This window comes from Streptomyces sp. NBC_01304 (assembly GCF_035975855.1).
GTDB lineage: Bacteria > Actinomycetota > Actinomycetes > Streptomycetales > Streptomycetaceae > Streptomyces.
In genome coordinates this window covers 9,148,115-9,169,334 of record NZ_CP109055.1, presented here as the reverse complement: position 1 = coordinate 9,169,334, position 21,220 = coordinate 9,148,115, and the positions used below count along the sequence as shown (strand labels likewise).

Sequence of the window (21,220 nt, the reverse complement as noted above, 5' to 3'; positions counted from 1 at the left end):
GTACCGCGAGGTGCTGCGTGTTCCGTACGCATCCCGGCAGCTGGCCGGGACGCTCATTGGCCGCCTGCCCACCGCGATGGCTCCGCTGGCGATCCTCCTCGGCGCCGCCAAAGAGGCCGGCCACGGGTCAGCCGCCGGACTTACCGCGATCTTCCTGCTTTCCAACGCAGTTGGCGGCCCGGTGAGCGCCCGCTTCGTCGACCGCTTCGGGCAGACGGGCACGCTCGTCACCGGTGCCGCCCTCAGCGGCGTCGCCTTCATCTCACTGGCCGTCGGGCCGTGGCACATGGGGTGGGTGCTCGTGGCGGTCTCGGTCGCCGGAGCGGCCCGGCCGCCCCTGGACGCGGCGCTTCGGGCGTTGTGGGGAACGGGGCCAATGATGCCCACCCGCGGTCATCGGCGAGTGGCCCTGTCGTTGGATTCGGCGACCCAGGAACTGATCTATGTCGTCGGCCCGCTGTTGGTGGCTGCCCTCACCATGGCGGCCTCGGTTTCCGGGGCGCTGCTGGTAACCGCCGCGCTCGGCCTGGCGGGCACCGCCATGGTGGTGAGCACGCCGCCTTCCCGTTCCTGGGCGGGCAAGTCCCGCCCCACCCGAAGGGGTTGGCTCGGCCCGCTCCATTCCCCGCGCCTGCGGGTGTTGTACCTGGCCATGGTGGGAGTCGGGTTCCCTATGGGTGCACTCACACCTCTGGCAATGGAGGCGGCCGACCGCTTCGCCGCCCCGGCGCTGTCCGGAGGACTCCCGGCGGTGCTGTCCGTAGGCGCGGCCCTCGGCGGCCTCGCCTACGGCTGGCGGGTGTGGCCAGGCAGTACGGACCGGCACCTGCTCGTGCTGTCCCTCGCCTTCACCCTCGGCTGGCTCCCGCTGGCTGCAGCGGGCAGCTCCACGACCGCCTTGGCCGCGATCGTTCTGCCCGGCCTGGCCATGGCCCCACTGCTCGCCGGCGCATTCGTCGAGACCAGCTCGTACGCCCCGCCCGGACATGTCACCGAGGCGCATGCGCTGTTGGTGGCTGCCCTCGACGTGGGGTGCGCGCTGGGCGCCGCCGTCGCCGGACTCCTCCCGACCATGGCGCTGCTGCCTGCCGGCGCGACCGCGGCCTGCCTCGTCCTCGTCACCGGCGGCCGCCGGCCCGCGGCCGACGCCCCCTCCCGCCCACCGGTGGCTGAGCCCGCCCTTTCAAAGGAGCTCCTTACGTGAGCCCGTTCCAGCTGACCCGCACCTTGCCCGAGGACGCCACCGACACCGCGCTGCGCGCCGACGTCCTCAACGGACTGCCCCAGAGCCTGAAGACGCTGCCGCCCAAGTGGTTCTACGACGCCCGGGGCAGCGCGCTCTTCGAGCAGATCACCGCCCTGGACGAGTACTACCCGACGCGCGCCGAGCGGGAGATCCTGCTGGCCCGTGCCGACGAGATCGCCTCGGTCACCGGGGCGCGGACCCTGATCGAGCTGGGCTCCGGCTCATCGGACAAGACCCGCCACCTGCTGGATGAACTGCCGGACCTCGACATGTACGTGCCGGTCGACGTCAGCGAGAGCGCCCTGGTACAGGCCGGGCGGGCACTGGCCGCTGAGCGTCCGGCGCTGCGGGTGCACGGACAGATCGTCGACTTCACCACCGGGCTGCTGCTGCCCCCTACACAAGGCCCGCGGCTGGTCGCGTTCCTCGGCGGCACGCTCGGCAACCTGCTTCCTGCGGAGCGGGCGGTATTCCTCAGCTCCGTACGGGAGTTTCTGGAGCCTGGAGACGCGCTGCTGCTCGGCGTGGACCTCGTCAAGGACGAGTCGGTGCTCCTGGCGGCGTACGACGACGCGGCCGGGGTGACGGCGGAATTCAACAAGAACGTGCTGAGCGTCATCAACCGCGAACTCGGCGCGGACTTCAACACCGACGCCTTCGTGCATGTCGCCTGGTGGGATGCGACGAACGAGTGGATCGAGATGCGGCTGCGGTCCCGCAAGGCCCAGACCGTGAAGGTCCCTGTCCTCGATCTCGCGGTGGACTTCGCGGCCGGCGAGGAGATGCGCACCGAGATCTCCGCCAAGTTCCGGCCGTCCGGATTGGCAGCCGAACTAGCGGCCGTGGATCTCCAGTTGGAGCACTGGTGGACCGACTCCCTTCAGCGCTACGGCCTTGCCCTCGCAACACCGGTCACCGCGCATCCCCGTCCCTCCCGGTCCTCAGCCGCCGGCAGCGAGCTGCCATGAGCCACTCCAGCCTGCACCTCGCAACCAAGGACGGTGCCGCCATGCCTCCCGCCGCCATTACGAAAGGCACGCACATGAACAGCACCGACATGACGTCCACACGGCCCACGGCCCGGCGGACCCGACGGCTTGGAATCGCGGCCGCGACGATGGCCATGGGAGCGGCCGCCACCCTGATGGCCGCGCCGTCCGCGAGCGCGGTCGGCTCCTCGGCCTGCAATGCGGGTGGCGCCATCGGGAACTGGAAGACGATCAAAAGCAACGTCAACCTCCGCAACGGGCCGGGCACCGGCTACTACTCCAAGGGCCAGCTCGCCAAGGGCACGGTGATCAACATGAAGTGCACCTGGCTCAGCAAGGACGGCAAGAAGTACTGGTACTACGGCAAGGTCCGCACCGGCTACCACAAGGGCGCCTGGGGCTGGATCTCCTGGAAGTACGCGGCCATCGCCTGACCTCCGCCCGGCGAGCGGACCGCCCTCGGGCCCAGGGGCATCCCACGAGACCGCGCCAGCAGCGTCATTGCCCCCGGGTCGGCATGCCCGCCTCCCGCCACTTCAACAGCAGCCACCCGGCCCGCCGCCACTCCGGGCGCGCCGGGCCACGCCCCCGAGGGGCGCTCGCACGCCCCTTCCCCGACCAACGTGAACGGAAGTCTGCCCATGAACGTGCCCGGCCCCGGCCGAAGCTCCAGCAGGACGAGCCGCGACCTGCACCCTTACGGCCTCAACACACGGCAGGAGCAGCCCACTTGGACCGATGAGCCTGGGCCGCTGCTGGTGGTGCTGGGCGCCGGGAGCCGCATCTGGCGCGGCTACACCCTCGAGCACATCGCTGCACGCCACCCTGTCGCCCTGCTTGATGCCAAGCCGCCGCAGTGGGCCCGCGACCTGGCCGACACCACGCTCAGCGTCGACCTTGCCGACCGCGCCGCCGTGACCAGGGCCGTGCGCATGCTCGCCGACGGCCGAGGAGTTGCCGGAGTCCTCACCTACGCGGAGAACCACGTCGAGCTCGCCGCGCAGCTGGCCGAACAGTTCATGCTCCCCGGCAACACCCCCGCCGCCGTTGCCGCCTGCCGCGACAAATACCTCACCCGTTCCCTGCTCGCCGCCGCGGGCGTTCCCTCCGCCCGCTCGTACCTGGTGACGAGCGCAGAGACCGCCGTCGAATACGCCGTACTGCTCGACGGACCAGTCGTCATCAAGCCGCGCTCCCTGGCCGGCAGCGCCGGCGTCCACCGCGCCGACACCCCCGAGCAGGTCCGCGCCGCCTTCGAATCGGCCAAGTCAGCGGGACTGTTCGGCATCGAGCACACCGGAACCCCCGGCGTGCTGGTCGAGGAGTATCTGGACGGACCCGAGATCAGCGTCGAGTGCGTCGTCCTGGGCCACGGCACCGTCCACATCGCGGCGGTCACCCGCAAGTACCTCGTCAGCGAACCCGCGTTCCTGGAGAGCGGCCACCTCGTCGACGCCACCGACCCCCTCCTGGCCGACCCGCAGATCCGTGACGTCGCCCGGGCCGCTCTGACCGCAGTCGGCATCACCAGCGGCGTCATGCACGTCGAGATGCGCCTCACCGGGCAGGGCCCCCGCCTCATCGAGATCAACGCCCGCCTGGGCGGCGACCTCATCCCGCACCTGGTCCACCTGGCGACGGGCCTGAACCTCCCGCAGATCACCGCCGACCTCGCCATGGGCGCCGACCCCGAACTGGTCCCCAGCCAGAGCCAGTCCGCCGCCGTCGAACTCTTCTACCCGCCCGTCGCCGGCCAGATCACGACCATGACCACCCGCATGACGGCGGCCTGGCTCGACCGGTTCACCTGGACCGCAGACCCCGGCGACCACGTCACCTCCGGAGACCACGCCACCGTGCGCGACCGCATCGCCCTGGCCGTCGTCACCGGTCCCGACCCGGACACCTGCCTCCAACGCCTGCGTCAGGTCGAAGATCGCAACCGCATCCACATCCAGCCCGCCATCACCACCACCGCCTGCGTCGCCTGACTCTGAGCCCCACCCGATCACGTCCCAGGAGCATCACGCCATGGCCCTCGCCGCCCCCGCCCCCACGGCGGCCCCGCCCGCGCACCGCAGCGGGACGGCCGCCGTCATCAGCCCTGCCGGCGCCGGCGACCTGTACCTGCCCGCGCTGGCCCGGCACGGCTGGAACACCGTGGCGGTCAGCACGCCTACCGCCCGCCCGCCCGCCGACACCGACGGCTACCTCAGGCACCTCACCCACCGCGGCGGCCTGCGCCGCACCGCCGCCCGCCTCGCTCACCTTGGCGTCCAGGCCGTCATCGCCGGATCACCGGCCGGCGCCGAACTCGCCGACCGCCTCGCCGACCGCCTCCACCTGCCTGGCAACGCCCCGGAGAGCGCCTACATCCGCCGCGACACCGGCTTCACCACCGCCGCGCTCCTCGACTCGGGCATCACCGCCCCGCGCAGTATCCGCACCTCCCGCCTGGCCAACGCCCTGAAATGGGCCGCCTTCACTCAAGTGACCGGACTCGTCCTCCAGCACCCCAACCCTGACCACCCACACCCGGCGCGCTACTGCCGCACCCCCGACGACATCGCCTACGCCTGGGCCCACCTCCGGCACTCCACCAACCAGCCACTCGTGCTGCGCGAACACCTCACCGGCACCCAGTACCGCATCCACACCCTGACCGGCCCCGGCCCCGACGGCAGCCCCGAGCACTCCATCAGCGCGATCTGGTCCGAGATCCGCACCCCCGACCAACAGGTCGTCCGCACCGACCTGCTGAGCCGGCACGGGCTGCTCGCCCGTGCCCTCGCCCTCTACACGATGCGCGCGCTCACCGCCCTGGGCGTGCACTACGGCCCCGCCGACGCCACGGTCACCTTCATCCTCGACCGCGGACCAGCCCTGCTGTCCCTGCGCACCAGCCCCCACGCCGACTTCGCCTCCGACGTACTGCGCCGGGCCACCGGCCACGACCCCATCCGGGACACCGCCCTGCTGCTCACCGCCGGCCAACGCTACGAAGCCCCGCCGCAGCGACGCGCCCACGTCACGAAGGTCGCACTCCTGCCGCGACGCGACGGAGCGCTCGACCCCGCGCTCCTGCGCACCATCACCACCCTGCCGACCGTGGCCGCCACCACCGACCTCCACGCCAACACCCCAGTCCGCGCCGGCCAGATCGCCGGTCGGCTCCTCTTGGTCGCGAACGACAGCCGGGCGATCAACCAGGACCACCAGGTGATCAGGGCCTCCGAGAGCATCGGCCTCTACGGGAGCCCTCCATGACACCACCAGCCATGACGCCTCGCATCGAGCCCGCCAGCTCGAGTACCGCGGCCGCCCGCACCCCCCGTGAAGCAACCCTCAGGAGGAAACAAGTGCCCTCTCGCCGTACCCCAGTCCGCTCCGCGCAGTCCCGACGGCTGCAGCGCCTCGCGCTGGTCACCATCGCCGTGGGCACCGCGGCCGCCGTTGCCGCCTGCGGACCCGTCAACGAAGACACACAGGCCAGCGACCAGGGAAACAAGCCCAGTGCCACCGCCAGCCCTGCCCCGAAGGGAGCCGTGAGCGAGGCCCAAGCCAGCAAGATCCTCGACCGGTACGTGTCGGTCAACAACCGTGCGAACAAGGCGCGGGACGCGAAACTCCTCGGCACGGTCGAAGGCGGGCAGGTCTACGAGCAGAGCAAGGCCGACTACACCGAGCTCAAGACCGGGACGGCCGAGGAGCGTCAGAAGTATGGGAAGCCGTTCTACTACCAGCAGCGCCGCTACTACATACCCGCGGGTGCGGACTGGTTCGCCGCGCGGGCCGTCGCGAAAGGCCTCAGCAAGGGCAGCAGCCCTTCAGCGCTGCTGATATTCGACCAGGTCGACGGTTCCTGGAAGCTCGTGGCGGCGGTCCGCACCGAAGACCTCCCTCAAATCGACACGAGCCGCAGCGGCCTGGCCACAGAAGTCTCCGCCACCCACACCTCGGGGACCCTCGCCCCGGACAGCGTCCGGCACGCATTCGAGGACCTCTTCGTCACGGGCGGCAAGCAGACCGGCTCCAAGCTTTCCCACACCACGGCGGTCGCCAAGAGCGCCCTCAAGATCCACCGTGACCGCAACAGCGGGAAGAACTCCCGCTTCGCGACCACGACCTACGCCGAGATCGAGCCGCGCTTCACCCGCACGTACTCCCTGAGGCTGAAGGGCGGCGGGGCACTGACCGTGTCTCCCACCGCCCACAAGAGCACGTACGAACTCAAGCCCGAACACGCGATGGACTACGACATCAGTCCCAACACGGACGAGTCGGTCTTCAACCCCCTTCCGCGTGACGCGGTCGTCAACACCTACGAGGGCATGCTCATCGCCCGCCTGCCCGAGTCCGGCACGGCATCGGTGATCGGCCGCGAGTACCGGATGGTGGACTCGCAGTGAGCATGCGCTTCGAGATGCCCGCCCTCCCCGAGCACGAGACAGCGGCGCTGAGGGTCGAGCGAGACCGTGCACTGTGCGTCTTCCTGCACAAACGCCTGGCGGAGGTCGCGGCCCATGGCTGCGGCGCAGAGATCAAGGCTTTGGCCGGCATCGAGGACGCCCTCGCCGAGTTCGAGACCCGGCACGCGCCCCTCCGGGACCCCTCCGGCTACTTCGGCGGCCAGATGGATGCACTCGGCTGGGTCCTTCGGTGTGTGGCATTCAGCACCTTTTCCCGACACCCCGAGTTCCAGGACGGCTTCCGCCCCGACGCGACTGTCACACCACCCATCGACGTGAAGGCACACCGATGACTCAGCAGCCCTATCCCAGCTACCCGGCCGCCCAAGGCGGAGCACCCTACGGAACAAATGCCGGATACCCAGGACCGCACGCCGGCTGGCCCGCTCCCGCCCCGGGAATCGGCCCGTGGCCCCCCGCACCCGCTCTGGGGTGCACGGTGTGCGGCGCCCAGAGCTTCACGCACACCGTCGTCCGGGCCCACCAAGGCCTCCTCTTCTTCATGCGGTTCATCAAGGTGGACGAGGCGCTGTGCCGGACTTGCGGCATCGAAATGATCCGGACGGCGACGACCCAGACGCTGTGGCAGGGCTGGTGGAGCCCGCTCTCGCTGCTCCTCTTCGCGCCCTTCGCCCTCCTGTCCAACCTCGTCTCCTACCGGAAGGTCCGAGCCCTGCCTCCCCCGGAGCCGGGCTACGGACAACAGGCTCTGGACGAAGGCAGGCCGGTCCACAAGCGCCCCCTCGCATACGTCGGCGTGCTGCCCGTGCTTTGGCTCGTGTGGTTCGTCCACGGCATGGCCACCCAGTCGATCTGACCGGCGGCTCCACCGATCCGGACGACGCCCAAGGGAGACAAGCAGATGACGTATCCGCGGTACGGCCGACGCCGGCGTCCTGCTCGCAGCAGGCGGCGCACTGCTCATCTTCCACAGAGCGAGCCACGTCTGCCCATGTGTCAAGTCCGCGGCGCCGCAGCACACCGCGCCCATCCCTACGGCACCAACCCAGAACCTACCCGGCCCATCCTCAAGTAGGGGGCGCAGGCGGCCAGCTCGGTCTTCCACAGCCTTAGCCGCGCGTCGTTCGACCCGCCGGCATCTGCGGTGATCAGCAGCCGCCGAGCCTGCGGATAGGCAGAGCTCCCGACCTGGGTCCACCAGCCACGGATCGAGGCGACCGCGAATGCTCCGGTGTACGCCCCGATCCCCACGTTCACCCAGCCGGTGTTCGTCGCCAGGTCGTAGACCCCGTAGGGCGCCGCCTTGCCGAGCTCCCGATCGGGGAAGTCATGCACGGACACTTCCTCCCGGCGTCCGGCGGGGGCCTACTCGGCGCCGCCGTTGGCAAAGTTCCCGATCAGCTCCTTCTTGCAGTCCACGCTGATCGCCGGATCCCCGGCAGCGGTGAACGCCGTCATCTGCTCGTTGATGTACCTGAACTCTGCGTCCCGGTCGGGATGTTGCCTACCCTCCATGGTCTTGACGTTGCCCCGCAGCGAGTACCCCTCAGCCTTGAGCAACCCGGCCACTGTCCGCGCCGAATCCGGATGACCGCCCTCGGTCAGTGCCCCAGCCAGGTGCGCAGTCGACTTGGTCGTCCAGCACAACGGCGACATCGGATCCCCCGGGTCTCGGGATCGACCAGCTCCCGCTGGGCCGGCGTCAGCCCGGCATCGAGATCGGTCACCGCCGGGCGGCCACCACCGGGCCCGCGCATCCGGCCGTCCGGCGCCACAATCGCGACACCGGAAACACCCAGCTCAGCAGCCTCCGACCCCAACCACAACCGTCGTTGCCGCTCGTCCAGAAACGGGCGGATCCTCGTGAATCGCGAAGCGATCTCGCCCTCAGTCAGCACCCTGCGGGCTTACCACAAGTCAGCAGGGGACTTCTCGGACATCACCACGCAGTTCTCGCGCGAGCCCTAGGTCGTTTCTGATGGCTCTTGCTGGGTGGGTGGATCAGCGTTGGGGCTGGGCATGCGTGTCGTATGGTGCGACGCCATGAATTGACTGATGCGCAGTGGCGAGTGGTTGAGCCGTTGCTGCCGGTGAACGGCAGCCCTGGTGGGCAGTGGGCGAATCACCGCAGGGTGGTCAACGGAGTGCTGTACCGGGCCCGCACTGGGGTGCCGTGGCCCGATCTGCCCGAGCGATACGGGCCCTGGCAGACCGTGTATGAGCGGCATCGCCGCTGGTCGGCGGACGGAACCTGGCAGCGGATCCTGGCCGAGCTGCAGATCGAGGCCGATGCGTCCGACCCGGATGGGGCGCTGGCCCGCTCCGCGCAGAAGGGCGCTGAGTGGGCGGTGAACATCGACTCCACCTCGTGCCGGGCGCATCAGCATGCGGCGGGGGCCCGGCATCAGCCGCCGCGTGACTTCCCGCAAAAGGGGGCGGAGCGCGTGTGGAGGCAGATGGGCGTGAGGCGTTGGGGCGCTCGCGGGGCGGACTGACCTGCAAGGTCCATCTGCTGGCCGACGACCGGGCCCGCCCGCTGGTCTGGCAGACCTCGCCCGGCCAGCGGGGCGACAACCCCATGCTCGTCCCCGTGCTGGAGAGCCTGCGCATCAGGCGGAGCGGGCCGGGCCGCCCCCGCATCCGCCCAGACCGCCTGCGCGGTGACAAGGCGTACTCCAGCCGCGACACCCGCGCCTACCTGCGGCGTCGGCACATCAAGGCGACCATCGCCCAGCCCCGTGACCAGCGCGAGCGTCGCCGCCGGCAAGGCCGGGCGGGCGGCCGTCCCCCAGCCTTCGACAAGGACCAGTACCGCCACCGCAGCGCCGTCGAGCGATGCGTGAGCAAGTGGAAGCAGTTCCGTGCGGTCGCCAGCAGGTACGACAAACGCGACTACATCTTCAACGGCACCCTGACCGTCGCCGCCATCGCCATCTGGCTACACGACACCGTCCAAGAGCCATCAGAAACGGCCTAAGGCTGGGGCCGCCAGTCGGCTCCAGTTCCTGACCAACGCGCGCACAGGATGCGATCACACAGGACCCAAGGGTCTATTCCACGGTGCGGCGTGCCCACCAGCGTGCGACCGAGGCTCACGTACATGGCCAGCTACAGACATTCAGGAGCTAAGGGATTCAACAAGAGGACGATAGCGCTCGACTGCGTGATTAAGTAGCGACTTATCTCAAGCACAGGAAGACTTGATTGACGAGTTGATACGCCAGTCACTAGGCTTTCAGAGTGAGCTTCGATAGGCGAACTGGAGCGCCACCCATGAGGACTTGACACACACCAGGAACCGACTCGACATCATCGCTGCAGCACAGCGTCGGCAGTGCCGCAGCCGCAAGGCGCACTCCGCGCTGACACGCAAGGACCAGCCGTCTGCGAGTTCGTACAAGTTCCTGCGCTCGCTTCATGTCCGGGTGCCTACCAGCTGACGAAGCACCCAACCAGCCCGAGACGGAAGAGAGGTGCCATGACTAGTCCGGAGGCAAACTGCACCGGCGCCGACCGCAAGGCCATAATCGAGGCAGCCATTCAGGCCCTTGAGCAGGGCGAGGTGATGCTCACCCCACGGGAAGCGGCCCGCGCCATCGGCTGCGGCGAGAGGTGGCTTCGAGATGGGGCCAACCATCGCGGCTTCCCTCACCACCGCTTCGGCAAATTCCTGCGGTTCAGCCTCCAGGACTGCCGCGAAATCCGGGAGATTCACCGTGAGATGTCCCGGCCGTCGGCGCTGGCCAAGGCCCGCCGCCGCAAAACCACTACACGTAAGTCCACTGGCAGCGGCCCGGCTACGCCAGCCACCGTCCGGTTCAAGCCCGCCGCGTGAGGTGATCCCTAAGGGTATGCCGCGACCGGCAGCCTCACCCCGACTGGCTTCTCCCAGACGAAGGAGCGCATAGGCCGGCTCGCTCCGCCGGACCCGTGCTGACGTGAGAGAACTCCCGGACCAGGGCGGGTTTTCCCATGCCCGGCAACCTGCTCGTCACCCCAACGCGGCTTCCGTGACGCACCAAGTGATGGTGTGTCCGTTGCGGACGGTCCGAGTCATGGAGGTATCCCGGCCGTTCCACGCCAGGATCCGGGCCGCGCCCAAGGGGTGCATGCCTGATCCCCGCAGTCCCACACGCCGCAACACATCTGCCTTATTCAACTGCCGAACCCTGCCCCTACCGCCCCGAAAGAGAGACACCTGATGCCCTACATCGAGTGGCGCGGCAACTTCTGCCGCGTCCGCTGGAAGACCGGCCGCATCAAGCCGAACGGGAAGCCCGAGTACGACAGCCAGGGTGGCTTCACCGACGAGGAGGTCGCCTACGAGTACGGACTGGACCGGGAATCCGACGTTCGCAACGCGCGCTATATCAGCCGCCGCGACGGAAGCATCCTCATGTCCACCTACTGCCCCAAGTGGCTGAGGACGCAGGACGTCGGGCACCTGCGATGGCGAACGATCGACGGCATCCTGCGCAACCACATCGTGCCCTTCTGGGGCGAGACCTCCGTGGGCGACATCAAGGCCTCCGACTACCGCGCATGGAGTCTCCATTTGGACGCCCAGCCCGGTGTCGGTAACGCGTACGCCAGAGAGATTCGGCTCGTGTTCAGCATGATCATGGACGATGCGGTCGATGACAGCCTACGGGCCGAATCGCCGGTGAAGAAGAAGTCCCGACGCGGCAAGTACACGAAGAAGCCCCGGGAGAAGAAGCAGGACATGCAGATAAGGGAGGTGCACCAACTCGCCCTCAATGCACTTACCTTCTGGGGCTTCGCCGGTTATGTCTTTTTCCTGACGATGCCCTTCACGGTCATGCGGCCTGCCGAGCTCTACGCTCTGCGCCGCGAGTTCTGCCACCCGAACTGGCCGGCCTCAGACCCCGACCTTGAGCGGCGGAAAGAAGCCCTGGAGCGCTACGGGCCAACGGCACTGCCCGCGCTCCGCGTCCAGTGGCAGTTCCAACGCGAGTTCGGCAAGGGACCGGTGAAGCTCTTCCCGCCAAAGTACGAGTCCCATCGAAATCTCTCCCTCCCCGGATTCCTTGCGGAACTGCACACGGCGCTCCTCGCCAGCCATGATCACGAGTATCTGTTCCCGGCCATTGGCGGCGGGTTGCTGGCCAACGCAAACTTCAGCTACTACTACTGGCAGCCGGTCTCGCGCGGTCGACCGGCCTCCGAGGAGTTCAAGAGGGTTCGCCTGGGCCAGCCCCAGCTGGTCACCTCCCGCCGCCCCCTTCCGGAGGTCTCTGCGACCGCGTACGCCGGGAAGCGGCTGTACCTGCTTCGTCACGGCGGCAAGGAGTGGTTGGACGAAGATCGACACAGTCGCATCGCCGTTGAGACCCGCATGGGCCACGAGGTCGCCGGCGTGGAAGGTCTCTACTCGCACGTTACCCTGACCATGGAGCAGGAGATTGCCGATTCGCTGCAAACCAGGTGGCTGCGCTTCGTGGCCAGCGAGGGAGAACACTGGAAGGTGCCATCTCCCACTGCTCTCCCATTCGATCTTGAAGAGTGGTGGAAACAGCAGGTCGAAGCCGCTCAGGACCTCGACGCATGAACTGGTTCATGAAGTTCATCACGACCAAGTCGTTCATGCCGTTCGTGTACTACCGCATCCTGCTCGGCATCGTGTTGTTCGCGCTGGTGGGGACGGACGCGCTGAGCCCGCACGCGGGGGAATCGGCGGGCTGAGGGGGGCGAATCACCGGCCGCGGACAGCCCGAGCCGTCGACGCTCAGGCCGGCGGCCATGACCGACCTTCTGCGGGTACAGAACGGCGGCAGCGTGGTGGACCGGTTCCGCGTGTTTCCCACCAGCAGTCCGACCTCGTGGAGCGAAGACCACGTCCCCTTCGAGGACTTGATGGGCATCGGCGTATGTGAGGGGACGATCTCGCTGCTCGACACCCCGTACCCGGTCAAGGAGTGGCAGCTGCCCTCGCCTCTCGCGCTCCTGTCCGGCGACGGGCACTTCTGGATCGCACTGGACCACCGGATGTACGGCCCCGACCGCGAGCCCACGGTCACCTGGTTCGACACCGACGACGGCAGCGAACTCGCCCTGGCCGCAGACTTCCGCGCATTCGTCGAAGGCCTCACCGACAGCCGGCGGTTCGACGACCCGTTCGACGGCGACACCGCACCCGCCTGACAGCAATACTGTGCGCATGCTGCTCCCGCCCGCCCGCGAGAAGGCCGAACTGCTCGAAGTCGTCCGCATCACCGACCCGGCGCGGCACATCAGGTCGGCGGACCTGACGGGCGATGTCACCGCGATCTGGAACGCGGCTCAGGCCGAGCAGACCCTGGCACTGATCGGCGAGCTGCCGGAGAGCGAACTGCACCGCTGCTTCTTCCCGGGCTGGGGCGTCCGCGCGCACAGCTCCACCGATCTGCTGTTCAAGATCGCCTTCTGCTTCCGCTGCCATGGTGCCCGCCTGTGGGGAGCAGCCGTTTCCCACGGGCAGGACGGCATCCACAGCTTCGACCCGGACAGCCCTGCAGCCGTCGAACTGCTGCGCCGCTTCCGCGACTCGGCTTCGGGCCGGGAGTAGCTGCTTCCGTGTACGCCCAGGAGATCGTGTACACCCAGGAGATTGGGGAACGCGGCGGATCCGAGGTCAGCGCACCGGGAAGCCGTAGGAGTAGCCCTGCTCCTTGAGTCGGGGAAGGAGTCGGCGCAGGGCCTCGACGGTCTGGGCGCGGTCGCCGCCCGCGTCGTGGAAGAGGAGGGTCGGCCCGCCCGGGAGCTCGCGCTCGACCGTGGCGACGATGGCGTCCGCGCCCGGACGCTCGAAGTCCTTGGAGTCGACGTTCCAGCCCAGCGGGCGCATGCCCCGGGAAGCGGCGAGTTTGCGGCTGTAGGGGGTGAACGCCCCACCGGGCGCCCGGTAGTACATCGGCCGGACGCCGCCGGACGCCTTGGTGATCATGCGTTCGGCGTCGAGTATCTGCTGCGACTGGTAGCGCTGGGACTGCTTGTCCATGGCCGTGTTGTGCGACACCGAGTGGTTGCACAGTCGGTGCCCGGCCGCGACCACCTTCTTCACGAGGTCCGGGTGGGCCTGCGCCTGCGTCCCCACCATGCAGAACGTGGCCTTCACCTCGTACTCCCGCAACAGGTCGAGCACTTGAGGGGTCCACACGGGGTCGGGGCCGTCGTCAATGGTGATGTTGAGACCGCGCGCCCCCGCCTCCGAGGCGTGCGCGATGGTCGCCGCTACCGGCTTCACGCGCGGCGCCTTCGGCTTGGGGGACGCGTCGCCCCCGGTACCGGCCTGCGCGCTCCACACCGAGGCGCCGGTGGCAAGCAGCGTCACTCCGAGCGCTGCCCCGACGACCTTGCCGTACCAACCCCGCCCACCGCCGTGCCGCGCCATGTCCGCCCCATTTCACTGCAGTTCCTCGCCGATCCCCTGGCCACTTTGCGACCAACTGTCAGGACGAGACAGAGCCGCCGACGGATCCGCCTGTTACCGATCAAGGACAATTCCGGGAGAGAGCACGGACAACTCCCCGCGAGCGGCGGCCGGAACGTACCGATTCGCCCGGCCCCCGACCTCTCGGACCGTTGCTCGGCACGCCCATGACCTGCGATGATCCACGACCCGCCCACGACCACGACGGAGAGGCCAGACATGCGATCCTTGCGGCCGGGCAGGCTCGGCAGCACGTCCGGCCGGAGCAGGACACGCCGGCGCATGTCGCTGCTCGCCGCCCTGGGCATCGCTGCCATCTCCGTGACGGGGTGCGGTGGTTCGGCCGATGCGAGTGCGGGACTGCCGGTGCGGTTGGTCAACGAATCGGCAAGGGACGCTCACGTGGTCGGTTGTCCCGGGTACGGGAAAGCGCGGTGTCGTGGTCATCGGGAATGACGACACCTCGGGCGGCGGCTCCTACTTCGGGTGGGACGAGGAGCGCGCATGGCCTGTGACGTACAAGGTCGTCGTCCGGGGAGTGGAGTCGACCTGCCCGTTCATCGACCCCGAGCCGGCCAAGTCGGAAGGCCCGGACGCCATCGGCACTCGCGACATCGTCTACGTGGTGGACAAGACCGGGAAGTGCGTCGCGGGCCCACCGAGCATGGACGACCTCTGACACCTGCCGTACGCGAGTCGCCGTACGCGAAGTTCAGCGGGAGCCGGGACGCGAGGCGGCCAGGGTCTCCCGCAGGACGGAGTACGGCGGGTCGGCGATGAGGTAGAAGTGGTTGCCGGGGACGCCGACCTGCTGGACCGGCTCCGTGCTCAGCGCGCTCCACGGACGGAGGTCCGCGTCGTCGTCCTGGTCGCCGACGATGGTGGTGACCGGACACGTGAGCACCGGCTCGGGCGTCATGTCGTAGTGGTGGAACATGATGCCGTCGGCCATCAGATACGGCATGACGATCTCCTGGAAGATCGGGTCGGCCGCCATCTCCGCGTCCGTACCGCCCATCCTGACCAGGTCTTCGAGGAGTTGGTCGGGGTCCTCCTCCGGCCCGTCGAGGTCAGGCAGCGGGGCGTCCCGGGAGCCCGAGGCGAAGAGGTGGGCGAGGTGAATGCCCCGGTGTTGCAGCGCGCGCGCCGTCTCCAGGGCGATCGGAGCGCCCAGGCTGTGCCCGAAGAAGGCAAGCGGCAGATCCGCCAGCGGTTCCAGCGCGTCCGCGATGCCGGCGGCGAGCTGCACGAGGTCGTGCGGAGGTTCCTCGTCGAACCGGTCGGCGCGCCCCGGGTACTGGACGGCGTACACCTCCGCCTCCGGCAGCGACTGTCCCCAGCCCCGGTAGAAGGCGGCCGAACCCCCGGCGTGCGGGAAGCACACCAGACGGATGCGCGCGTCGGGGCGCGCGGTGTCGCACGCGAGCCAGCGTGAGGTGTCCGTGGTCACTGGCCTGCTCCTCTGCGGGCGCGCTGCTGGCGAAGTCTGGCGGTACGGGCTCTTCGGGCGGCCTCGGCGGAACCGGTCGGCCCCGCCTCCTCTCCCTGCTCACGACTGGCCCGGATGAGCGCGGCCTGCGCCGACACGGTGGTCTCCTGGAACAGGGCGACGATCGTCGGCCGCATCCCGCAGTGCCGCTCCAGTGCTTCCTGCAACTGGAACATGGCCAGCGAATGGCCCCCGAAGTCAAAGAAGTTGACGTCCAGCGGCACCGTGGCCACGCCGAGCACTTCCGCCCAGGCGGCCGCCACCTGGGCGGTGAGCGGCTCGCCCGAGACGGGCGCGGCATCGGACCGGGCGGCGGCGGCAGCCGGCTCCGCGGCGAGCGTCCGCAGCAGCGCGCGGTCGAGTTTGCCGTTGAGGTTGCGCGGCAGCTCCGGCAGCACCCGCAGTTCGCCGGGCACCATCACCGGGGGCAGCTTCTCCGCGAGGGCGCGGCGCAGTGCGAGCGGGTCCGCGTCCTGCGCGGAGGCGACGAAGCCGATCAGGCCCGTCCCCTGTGCGTCGGGCAGCACGACCGCGTCCTGGACGCCGTCGAGCAGGCACAGGGTCGACTCGACCGCACCGAGCTCCACGCGGTGGCCGCGGACCTTGATCTGGTCGTCCTTGCGGCCGATGAAGTCGAGCCGGTCCCCGTCGGTCCAGCGCACGATGTCGCCGGTCCGGTACATGCGTGCGCCCGGCTCGTCGGCGAACGGGTCGGCGAGGAAGACCGCCGCCGTGGCCTCGTGGCGGCCGAAGTAGCCGCGGGCCACCCCGGCCCCGCCGATGAACAACTCGCCCTCCACGCCCGGCTGTACGGGCCGCAGCTCGCCGTCGAGTACGTAGAGGCGGGCGCCCGGGACCGCGCCGCCGATGCTGACCGGTCCGGTGCCGGTGAAGCGGTGGAAGGCGGCCCATACGGTCGCCTCGGTGGGGCCGTACTCGTTGACCAGGTCGACCACCGAGGAGTGCACCGCGAAGTGCCGGTCGGCCAGCGTCTGCGGCAGGGCCTCGCCCGCCACGATCACCTGGCGCAGCGAGGCCAGCGGGGACGTACCGGCGCGTTCGGCGGCGTCGAGCAGCAGCCCGTACAGGGTGGGCACGCAGAGGGTGCGGTCCACGCGATGGCGGCTGACGAGGGCCACCAGCGCTTCGGCGTCGCGCAGTTCGTCCGCGGTCGCCACGACGAGGCAGCCGCCCGCGTGGAGCGTCCCCCAAATGCCGGCGACCGATGAGTCGAAGGCGAGCGGGGAGAGCAGAAGGAAGGTCGGGGTCCCCGGGTAGACCATGAGGCGTGCCCGCGTCGACGCGGCGAGGTTGCGGTGCTCGACGATGACGCCCTTGGGCTCGCCCGTACTGCCCGAGGTGTAGATGAGGTAGGCCGGGTCCGCCGGGCCGGCCGTGGCGGCGAAGGACCCGTCGCCGGGGCCGGAGTTGGCATTGTTCTCGGCTGCGACTGCGGCTGCGGCTGCGTCTTCGGAGTCGGCGTCGGTGAGCCCGGCGTTCGGTTCCTCGGCGGGGAGGTTCGCGACCGTCACGACGGGCACCTGGGATCCGGCCGTACGAGGCTGGGTGTGCGCCGTCGTCACGACGGCCTTCACCTGCGCGTCGTAGAGGATCGTGGCGAGCCGGGCGTCCGGCTGGGCCAGGTCGATGGGCACGTAGGCGGCGCCCGCGCCCAGGATGCCGAGCACGGACGCGATCATCGCGGCGGAGGGCTCGGCGAGGAGGGCGACCCGGTCTCCGACGCCGACCCCGGCTGCGGCGAGGCGGTGGGACAACTGCCGGGCCCAGGCGATCAGTTCGCCGTAGGTGACGGCGGTGTCGCCGCACCGCACGGCGACCACCTCGGGGCGGTCCAGGGCCAGTCGGGCCACCGCTTCGTGTGCGGGAACGAAGGGTATTTGTGGCAGTGGTTCACCGGCTGCCGAGGCAATCGCCAACATGAAGAAGAACTCCCAAAGCTATCAGCGGTATCCCTGCGGCCTGTTCGCAGTTTATGCGCTTCGGCGGGGCCGATTACCGCTATGCAAACGAACTCTGCTGTGTGAGTCCGTCAATTGCTCGGTCCGGATTAAGGAATGGGAATGTGCGGCCTCTGCTGTTACGCGTGGCCGCTCCCCGGCTGCGATCATAGGAGGGCGGATTAGACGATGCAATGGACTTGTACGAGGCGGTAGTTGGCCGAATCAGCTTTCGTCGCGGACTCGGCGGACCACTTCGATATGCCCGCTCAGCGTCCGGCGGGCCAGCATCTCGCGCACCGGAACACGGATCCCGAAGTCGCTGTTCACCTTGCGGATGAGCCTCGTGATGAGCAGGGAGTCGCCGCCCTGCGCGAAGAAGTCGGCGTCCGCCGGGACCTTGTCGTGGCCGAGGAGCTCCGCCCAAATCCGGGTCACCCCCTCCGCCGGGTCCGGCGGGGCGGGGCTCTCGGGTGCCGCCTGCTCGGGCGGCGCAGTGGGGGCCGGAGTGCGGCGCGGCTCCGTCGCGGGTGGGCCGAGCTCTTCCGGGGCACGCACTTCCCGGGCAAGGGCTTCCGGTGCCACCGAGGAAGGTCCGGCGAAGGGGTAGCCGGGCAGCCTGGCCCTGCGCCCGTCGCCGGTCAGGCCGTCCAGCGCGACCGGCTGGCCCAGGGTCCACAGGGCTCCGACGCCACTCAGGGCCGCGGACCCCGGGGCGTCCTTGACCTGGTCCAGGGCGATGGCGGGGATACCCGCCGCCTCCGCCATGGGTGAGAGGGGCCGCCCGGGACCGATCTCCACGGCCAGGGCGCCCGGCACATGGCCGGCCAGCGCGTCGAGGGCGTCGCCGAACAGCACCGACCGCCGGACCTGCGTGACGAACATGTCGCGCGGGAATGCGGTTCCGGCCGGGGCGACCTGTCCGGAGACGTTGAGCGCGATGGGCAGGGTCGACGGCCGGAGCGCGACCCGTGCCATCGCCTCGGTGAGCACGGGCAGCGCGGGCTCGATCAGCCGCGAGTGGCCCGCGTGGCTGTAGCGCAGCCGGCGTACGAAGAAGGTGTCGCCGAGGCGCCGCAGGTATTCGTCCACCTCGTCGACGGGGCCGCCGAGGACGCAGGAGTCCGGGCCGTTGACCGCGGCCACGTCGAGCTTGAGTCCCCACTCCTCGGCGAGGGCGAGGGCCTGCTTCACGTCCGTCCCGATGGCCAGCATCGCGCCTTCGGGGCAGTCCTGCATGGCCTTGCCGCGCGCCGTGATGAAGGCGGCCGCGTCCGCGAGGCTGAAGACTCCGGCGACGGCGGCCGCGGTGATCTCGCCGGAGCTGTGTCCGCAGACAGCGGCCGGCCGGAGCCCCAGGTCCTGGAGCGCGGTCGCCGCCGCGTGGCCGACCGCGAAGAGGGCCGGCTGCGCCAGTGCGGGCCGGTTCAGCTCGTCGGCCGGGAAGTCCGGGTCGTACAGCGCCTGCCGGATCCGCTCCGCCTGCGGGGCGGCGAAGGCCGCCAGGCACTGGTCGAGCGCCCGCCGGAACCCGGGCAGAGCGGTGAACGACTCGGCCATGCCCGGGCGTTGGGTGCCCCCGCCGGGGAAGAGGAAGACCACCGGGGCGGGGCCCGTCACCGGCGCGGCACCCCGGACCACGCCGGACCGCGCGGCGAGGCGCTCGGCGACCTCGGCACTCGTCCGGCCGGTGACCACGAGGCGTTCACCCAGGGCGAGTCGACCGCCCGCCAGGGTGCCGCAGACCTCGCCGAGGTCCGGGTCGTGGGCCTTGAGGTGGGTGGCCAGCTCGTCGGCCATGCGGTCGAGCGCCGCGGGCTCCGCCGCGGAGAGCAGGACCAGACGCTCACGCGGGGCCTGCGTCCCTTGGGCGCCGGGTTGCCGCGGGGCCTCCGATCCGGAGACGAGCGTGGCCGGCGGCCCGACGGCGAGCGTGACCGGTTCACGTACGGCCTGCGCCCCCTGAGCGCCTGGTTCACGCGGGGCCTCCGCCCCCGAGACGAGCGTGGCCGGCGATCCGGCGGCGAGCACGACTGGTTCACGTACGGACTGCGTCTCGAAGGCGGCCGGTACGCGCGGGGCCTGCGTCTTCAACGCAGCCGCCCCGCCCGGGCCCCGGGCCTCCGGAGCAGCCGACTCGCGCCCCGGCGCCTGCTCGATCACGACGTGCGCATTGGTGCCGCCGATCCCGAACGCGCTCACCCCGGCACGCCGCGGCAGCTCCCCCTGCCAGGGCGTGGCCTCGGTGGGTATGTACAGCGGCCAGTTCTCGGATTCCAACAGCGGATTGCGCTCGGCGAACCCCGCGACGGGCGGGATCATGCCGCTGCGCACCACGAGCAGTGCCCGGATCAACGCGGCGACTCCCGCGGCGGCGTCCAGGTGGCCGACGTTGGCCTTCAACGCGCCCACCGCCACGCTGCCCGGCCGGGCCCCGGCCCTGCGCAGGGCGGTGCCGGCCGCCGCCCACTCGATCGGGTCGCCGATCCGGGTGCCGGTGCCGTGGGCCTCGAGATAGCCGATGGACCCGCCGTCGACCTCGGCGGCGCTCAGCGCGGCGTCGATGACACGTTCCTGCCCGGCGGAGGACGGGGCGTAGTAACCCGCCTTCGTGTTCCCGTCGTTGTTGATCGCGGAGCCCAGGATGACCCCGTACGGCTCGGGGTCGTCCCCGGTGACGTCCGAGAGGCGGCGCAGCACCACGGCGCCCGCACCGGATCCGGCGATCACCCCGTCCGCGTCCCGGTCGAAGGCCCGGCAGGCACCCGCCGCGGACAGCACGCCGCCCGGCGTGTGCAGATAGCCCACCTGGGGATAGCCCAGCCCGGCCCCCACCACGAGGGCCTGGTCGCAGTCGCCGCTGAGCAGGGCCTGCACCGCCAGGTGGACGGCCACCAGCGAGGAGGAGCAGGCCGTCTGGACGGCGAACGCCGGTCCGTTCAGGCCGAGTTTGTACGCGACGCGGCTCGCCATGAAGTCCGGCTCGGTGCCGTGGATCACGTCGTCGAGGAGCCCGGGGTCGAGGTGTCCGCCACGGACCATGGCGCGCATGTAGCCGCTGCCCGTCATGGACGCGTAGACGCTGGTCACCGCCGTGTCCTCGCGGGGCGCGACCCCGGCGTCCGCCAGCGCGTTCCAGGCCACCTCCAGCATCCAGCGATGCTGCGGGTCCATCAGCTCGGCCTCGCGCCTGCGGATCTGGAAGAAGTCGTGGTCGAAGCGGTCCCAGTCGTCGAGATGGCCGCGTACGGGCACGTAGTCGGGGTCGGCGGCCAGCGCGGCGGGCACTCCGGCGGCGAGCAGTTCCTGCTGCGTGTACCGCTTGCTGTGCACGCTCCCCCGGAGCTGGGAATCCCACCAGGCGTCGATGTCACGAGGGCCGGGGAACCGCGCCGCCATGCCGGTGACCGCGATGTCCAAGGAACGATCCCGACTCGTCACAACGTCCCCCGTCATCCCGTGGGAAAACGGATATTCCATCCGAGTTCCCTCCGAAGTCGCGCTGATGGCGCGTGAATTGAACGGCCGTCGGTGGTTCCTCGGACCGCTCTGGGATCATTACACAACTCGCCGACCGGCGAACGAGGTGCGGTCCGTCTTCGCATTCGCGACGAAAGGCTGCTCAACTCCCTTCAGGGAAAAGAAGACTGGCAGGAATCGGTACGGCATGGCACCGTCG

18 protein-coding genes and 2 pseudogenes are annotated in these 21,220 nt (G+C 69.9%); 15 read left to right on the top strand and 5 right to left on the bottom strand.

The genetic code is table 11. The features are described 5' to 3' along the window. Positions 1 to 10 precede the first annotated feature (10 nt). From OG430_RS40820 to OG430_RS40785, 8 genes are all read left to right on the top strand, one after another. Positions 11 to 1,204, top strand: a complete 1,194-nt coding sequence (locus OG430_RS40820) for an MFS transporter (protein WP_327357711.1) — start codon at positions 11 to 13, stop codon at positions 1,202 to 1,204. Continuing rightward, positions 1,201 to 2,214, top strand: coding sequence for an L-histidine N(alpha)-methyltransferase (gene egtD, locus OG430_RS40815; RefSeq protein ID WP_327357710.1), 1,014 nt, complete (start codon positions 1,201 to 1,203; stop codon positions 2,212 to 2,214). Before OG430_RS40820 ends, egtD begins: the two co-directional genes overlap by 4 nt. Positions 2,215 to 2,288: 74 nt before the next feature. Further along, positions 2,289 to 2,669: an SH3 domain-containing protein gene (locus tag OG430_RS40810; protein WP_327357709.1), complete on the top strand. Its 381-nt coding sequence runs from the start codon at positions 2,289 to 2,291 to the stop codon at positions 2,667 to 2,669. A 207-nt stretch (positions 2,670 to 2,876) separates the two neighbouring features. After that, complete coding sequence (locus tag OG430_RS40805) at positions 2,877 to 4,226, top strand: ATP-grasp domain-containing protein (RefSeq protein WP_327357708.1); 1,350 nt, start codon at positions 2,877 to 2,879, stop codon at positions 4,224 to 4,226. Between the two features lie 40 nt (positions 4,227 to 4,266). Then, positions 4,267 to 5,502, top strand: coding sequence for a glutathione synthetase (locus OG430_RS40800; protein WP_327357707.1), 1,236 nt, complete (start codon positions 4,267 to 4,269; stop codon positions 5,500 to 5,502). A 92-nt stretch (positions 5,503 to 5,594) separates the two neighbouring features. Further along, on the top strand, positions 5,595 to 6,644 hold the full coding sequence (locus OG430_RS40795; RefSeq protein WP_327357706.1) for a hypothetical protein: 1,050 nt from the start codon (positions 5,595 to 5,597) through the stop codon (positions 6,642 to 6,644). Then, entirely contained in the window at positions 6,641 to 6,997 is a 357-nt protein-coding gene (locus OG430_RS40790; RefSeq protein WP_327357705.1) for a hypothetical protein, read from the top strand. The genes OG430_RS40795 and OG430_RS40790 overlap by 4 nt, the downstream gene beginning before the upstream one ends. Before the next feature lie 146 nt (positions 6,998 to 7,143). Further along, positions 7,144 to 7,521 (top strand): hypothetical protein, encoded by a 378-nt coding sequence (locus OG430_RS40785; RefSeq protein ID WP_327357704.1) that lies wholly within the window; start codon positions 7,144 to 7,146, stop codon positions 7,519 to 7,521. Between the two features lie 233 nt (positions 7,522 to 7,754). Here OG430_RS40785 and OG430_RS40780 read toward each other — a convergent pair. Beyond that, a pseudogene (locus tag OG430_RS40780) lies at positions 7,755 to 8,563 on the bottom strand (ISAzo13 family transposase); the annotation flags it as partial. Between the two features lie 132 nt (positions 8,564 to 8,695). Between OG430_RS40780 and OG430_RS40775 the strand changes: the two are divergent. The 6 genes and pseudogenes from OG430_RS40775 (at position 8,696) to OG430_RS40750 (ending at position 13,230) form a co-directional block, all read left to right on the top strand. Then, positions 8,696 to 9,642, top strand: a protein-coding gene (locus OG430_RS40775) for an IS5 family transposase (protein ID WP_442816646.1) whose coding sequence is annotated in 2 segments (ribosomal slippage) — positions 8,696 to 9,082 and positions 9,085 to 9,642 — 945 coding nt in all. Because the reading frame shifts where the segments join, the coding sequence is not laid out codon by codon here. 501 nt (positions 9,643 to 10,143) lie between these two features. Further along, a complete protein-coding gene (locus tag OG430_RS40770; protein WP_327357703.1) occupies positions 10,144 to 10,500 on the top strand; it encodes a hypothetical protein in 357 nt (118 codons plus the stop codon). A 366-nt stretch (positions 10,501 to 10,866) separates the two neighbouring features. Beyond that, positions 10,867 to 12,234, top strand: coding sequence for an integrase (locus OG430_RS40765; RefSeq protein WP_327357702.1), 1,368 nt, complete (start codon positions 10,867 to 10,869; stop codon positions 12,232 to 12,234). Positions 12,235 to 12,236: 2 nt separating this feature from the next. Continuing rightward, positions 12,237 to 12,368 (top strand): annotated as a pseudogene (locus OG430_RS40760) (undecaprenyl-diphosphatase); the annotation flags it as partial. Between the two features lie 57 nt (positions 12,369 to 12,425). Continuing rightward, a complete protein-coding gene (locus OG430_RS40755) occupies positions 12,426 to 12,827 on the top strand; it encodes an SMI1/KNR4 family protein (RefSeq protein WP_327357701.1) in 402 nt (133 codons plus the stop codon). Between the two features lie 16 nt (positions 12,828 to 12,843). Further along, entirely contained in the window at positions 12,844 to 13,230 is a 387-nt protein-coding gene (locus OG430_RS40750) for a hypothetical protein (RefSeq protein WP_327357700.1), read from the top strand. A gap of 66 nt (positions 13,231 to 13,296) precedes the next feature. Here OG430_RS40750 and OG430_RS40745 read toward each other — a convergent pair whose 3' ends face one another. Continuing rightward, positions 13,297 to 14,055, bottom strand: coding sequence for a polysaccharide deacetylase family protein (locus tag OG430_RS40745; protein WP_327357699.1), 759 nt, complete (start codon positions 14,053 to 14,055; stop codon positions 13,297 to 13,299). A gap of 478 nt (positions 14,056 to 14,533) precedes the next feature. Between OG430_RS40745 and OG430_RS40740 the strand changes: the two genes are divergently transcribed. Beyond that, positions 14,534 to 14,773: a hypothetical protein gene (locus OG430_RS40740; RefSeq protein ID WP_327357698.1), complete on the top strand. Its 240-nt coding sequence runs from the start codon at positions 14,534 to 14,536 to the stop codon at positions 14,771 to 14,773. A 33-nt stretch (positions 14,774 to 14,806) separates the two neighbouring features. On the opposite strand, the gene OG430_RS40735 is transcribed toward OG430_RS40740, so the two are convergent. From OG430_RS40735 to OG430_RS40725, 3 genes are all read right to left on the bottom strand, one after another. Continuing rightward, the gene (locus tag OG430_RS40735; RefSeq protein WP_327357697.1) at positions 14,807 to 15,544 is read right to left on the bottom strand and encodes a thioesterase II family protein; all 738 of its coding nucleotides are present in this window, start codon (positions 15,542 to 15,544) and stop codon (positions 14,807 to 14,809) included. Further along, positions 15,541 to 17,454 carry a non-ribosomal peptide synthetase gene (locus OG430_RS40730; protein ID WP_327357696.1) on the bottom strand — a complete coding sequence of 638 codons (1,914 nt, stop codon included), beginning with the start codon at positions 17,452 to 17,454 and terminating at the stop codon, positions 15,541 to 15,543. The genes OG430_RS40735 and OG430_RS40730 overlap by 4 nt, the downstream gene beginning before the upstream one ends. Positions 17,455 to 17,766: 312 nt before the next feature. Further along, positions 17,767 to 20,961, bottom strand: a complete 3,195-nt coding sequence (locus OG430_RS40725; protein WP_327357695.1) for a type I polyketide synthase — start codon at positions 20,959 to 20,961, stop codon at positions 17,767 to 17,769. Positions 20,962 to 21,220 lie beyond the last annotated feature (259 nt).

Bases quoted from the DNA above. Each gene is read 5' to 3' on its own strand.
- OG430_RS40810 (WP_327357709.1), top strand. From the start codon at position 2,289: ATGAACAGCACCGACATGACGTCCACACGGCCCACGGCCCGGCGGACC.
- OG430_RS40805 (WP_327357708.1), top strand. From the start codon at position 2,877: ATGAACGTGCCCGGCCCCGGCCGAAGCTCCAGCAGGACGAGCCGCGAC.
- OG430_RS40800 (WP_327357707.1), top strand. From the start codon at position 4,267: ATGGCCCTCGCCGCCCCCGCCCCCACGGCGGCCCCGCCCGCGCACCGC.
- OG430_RS40770 (WP_327357703.1), top strand. From the start codon at position 10,144: ATGACTAGTCCGGAGGCAAACTGCACCGGCGCCGACCGCAAGGCCATA.
- OG430_RS40765 (WP_327357702.1), top strand. From the start codon at position 10,867: ATGCCCTACATCGAGTGGCGCGGCAACTTCTGCCGCGTCCGCTGGAAG.
- OG430_RS40755 (WP_327357701.1), top strand. From the start codon at position 12,426: ATGACCGACCTTCTGCGGGTACAGAACGGCGGCAGCGTGGTGGACCGG.
- OG430_RS40750 (WP_327357700.1), top strand. From the start codon at position 12,844: ATGCTGCTCCCGCCCGCCCGCGAGAAGGCCGAACTGCTCGAAGTCGTC.
- OG430_RS40745 (WP_327357699.1), bottom strand. From the start codon at position 14,055: ATGGCGCGGCACGGCGGTGGGCGGGGTTGGTACGGCAAGGTCGTCGGG.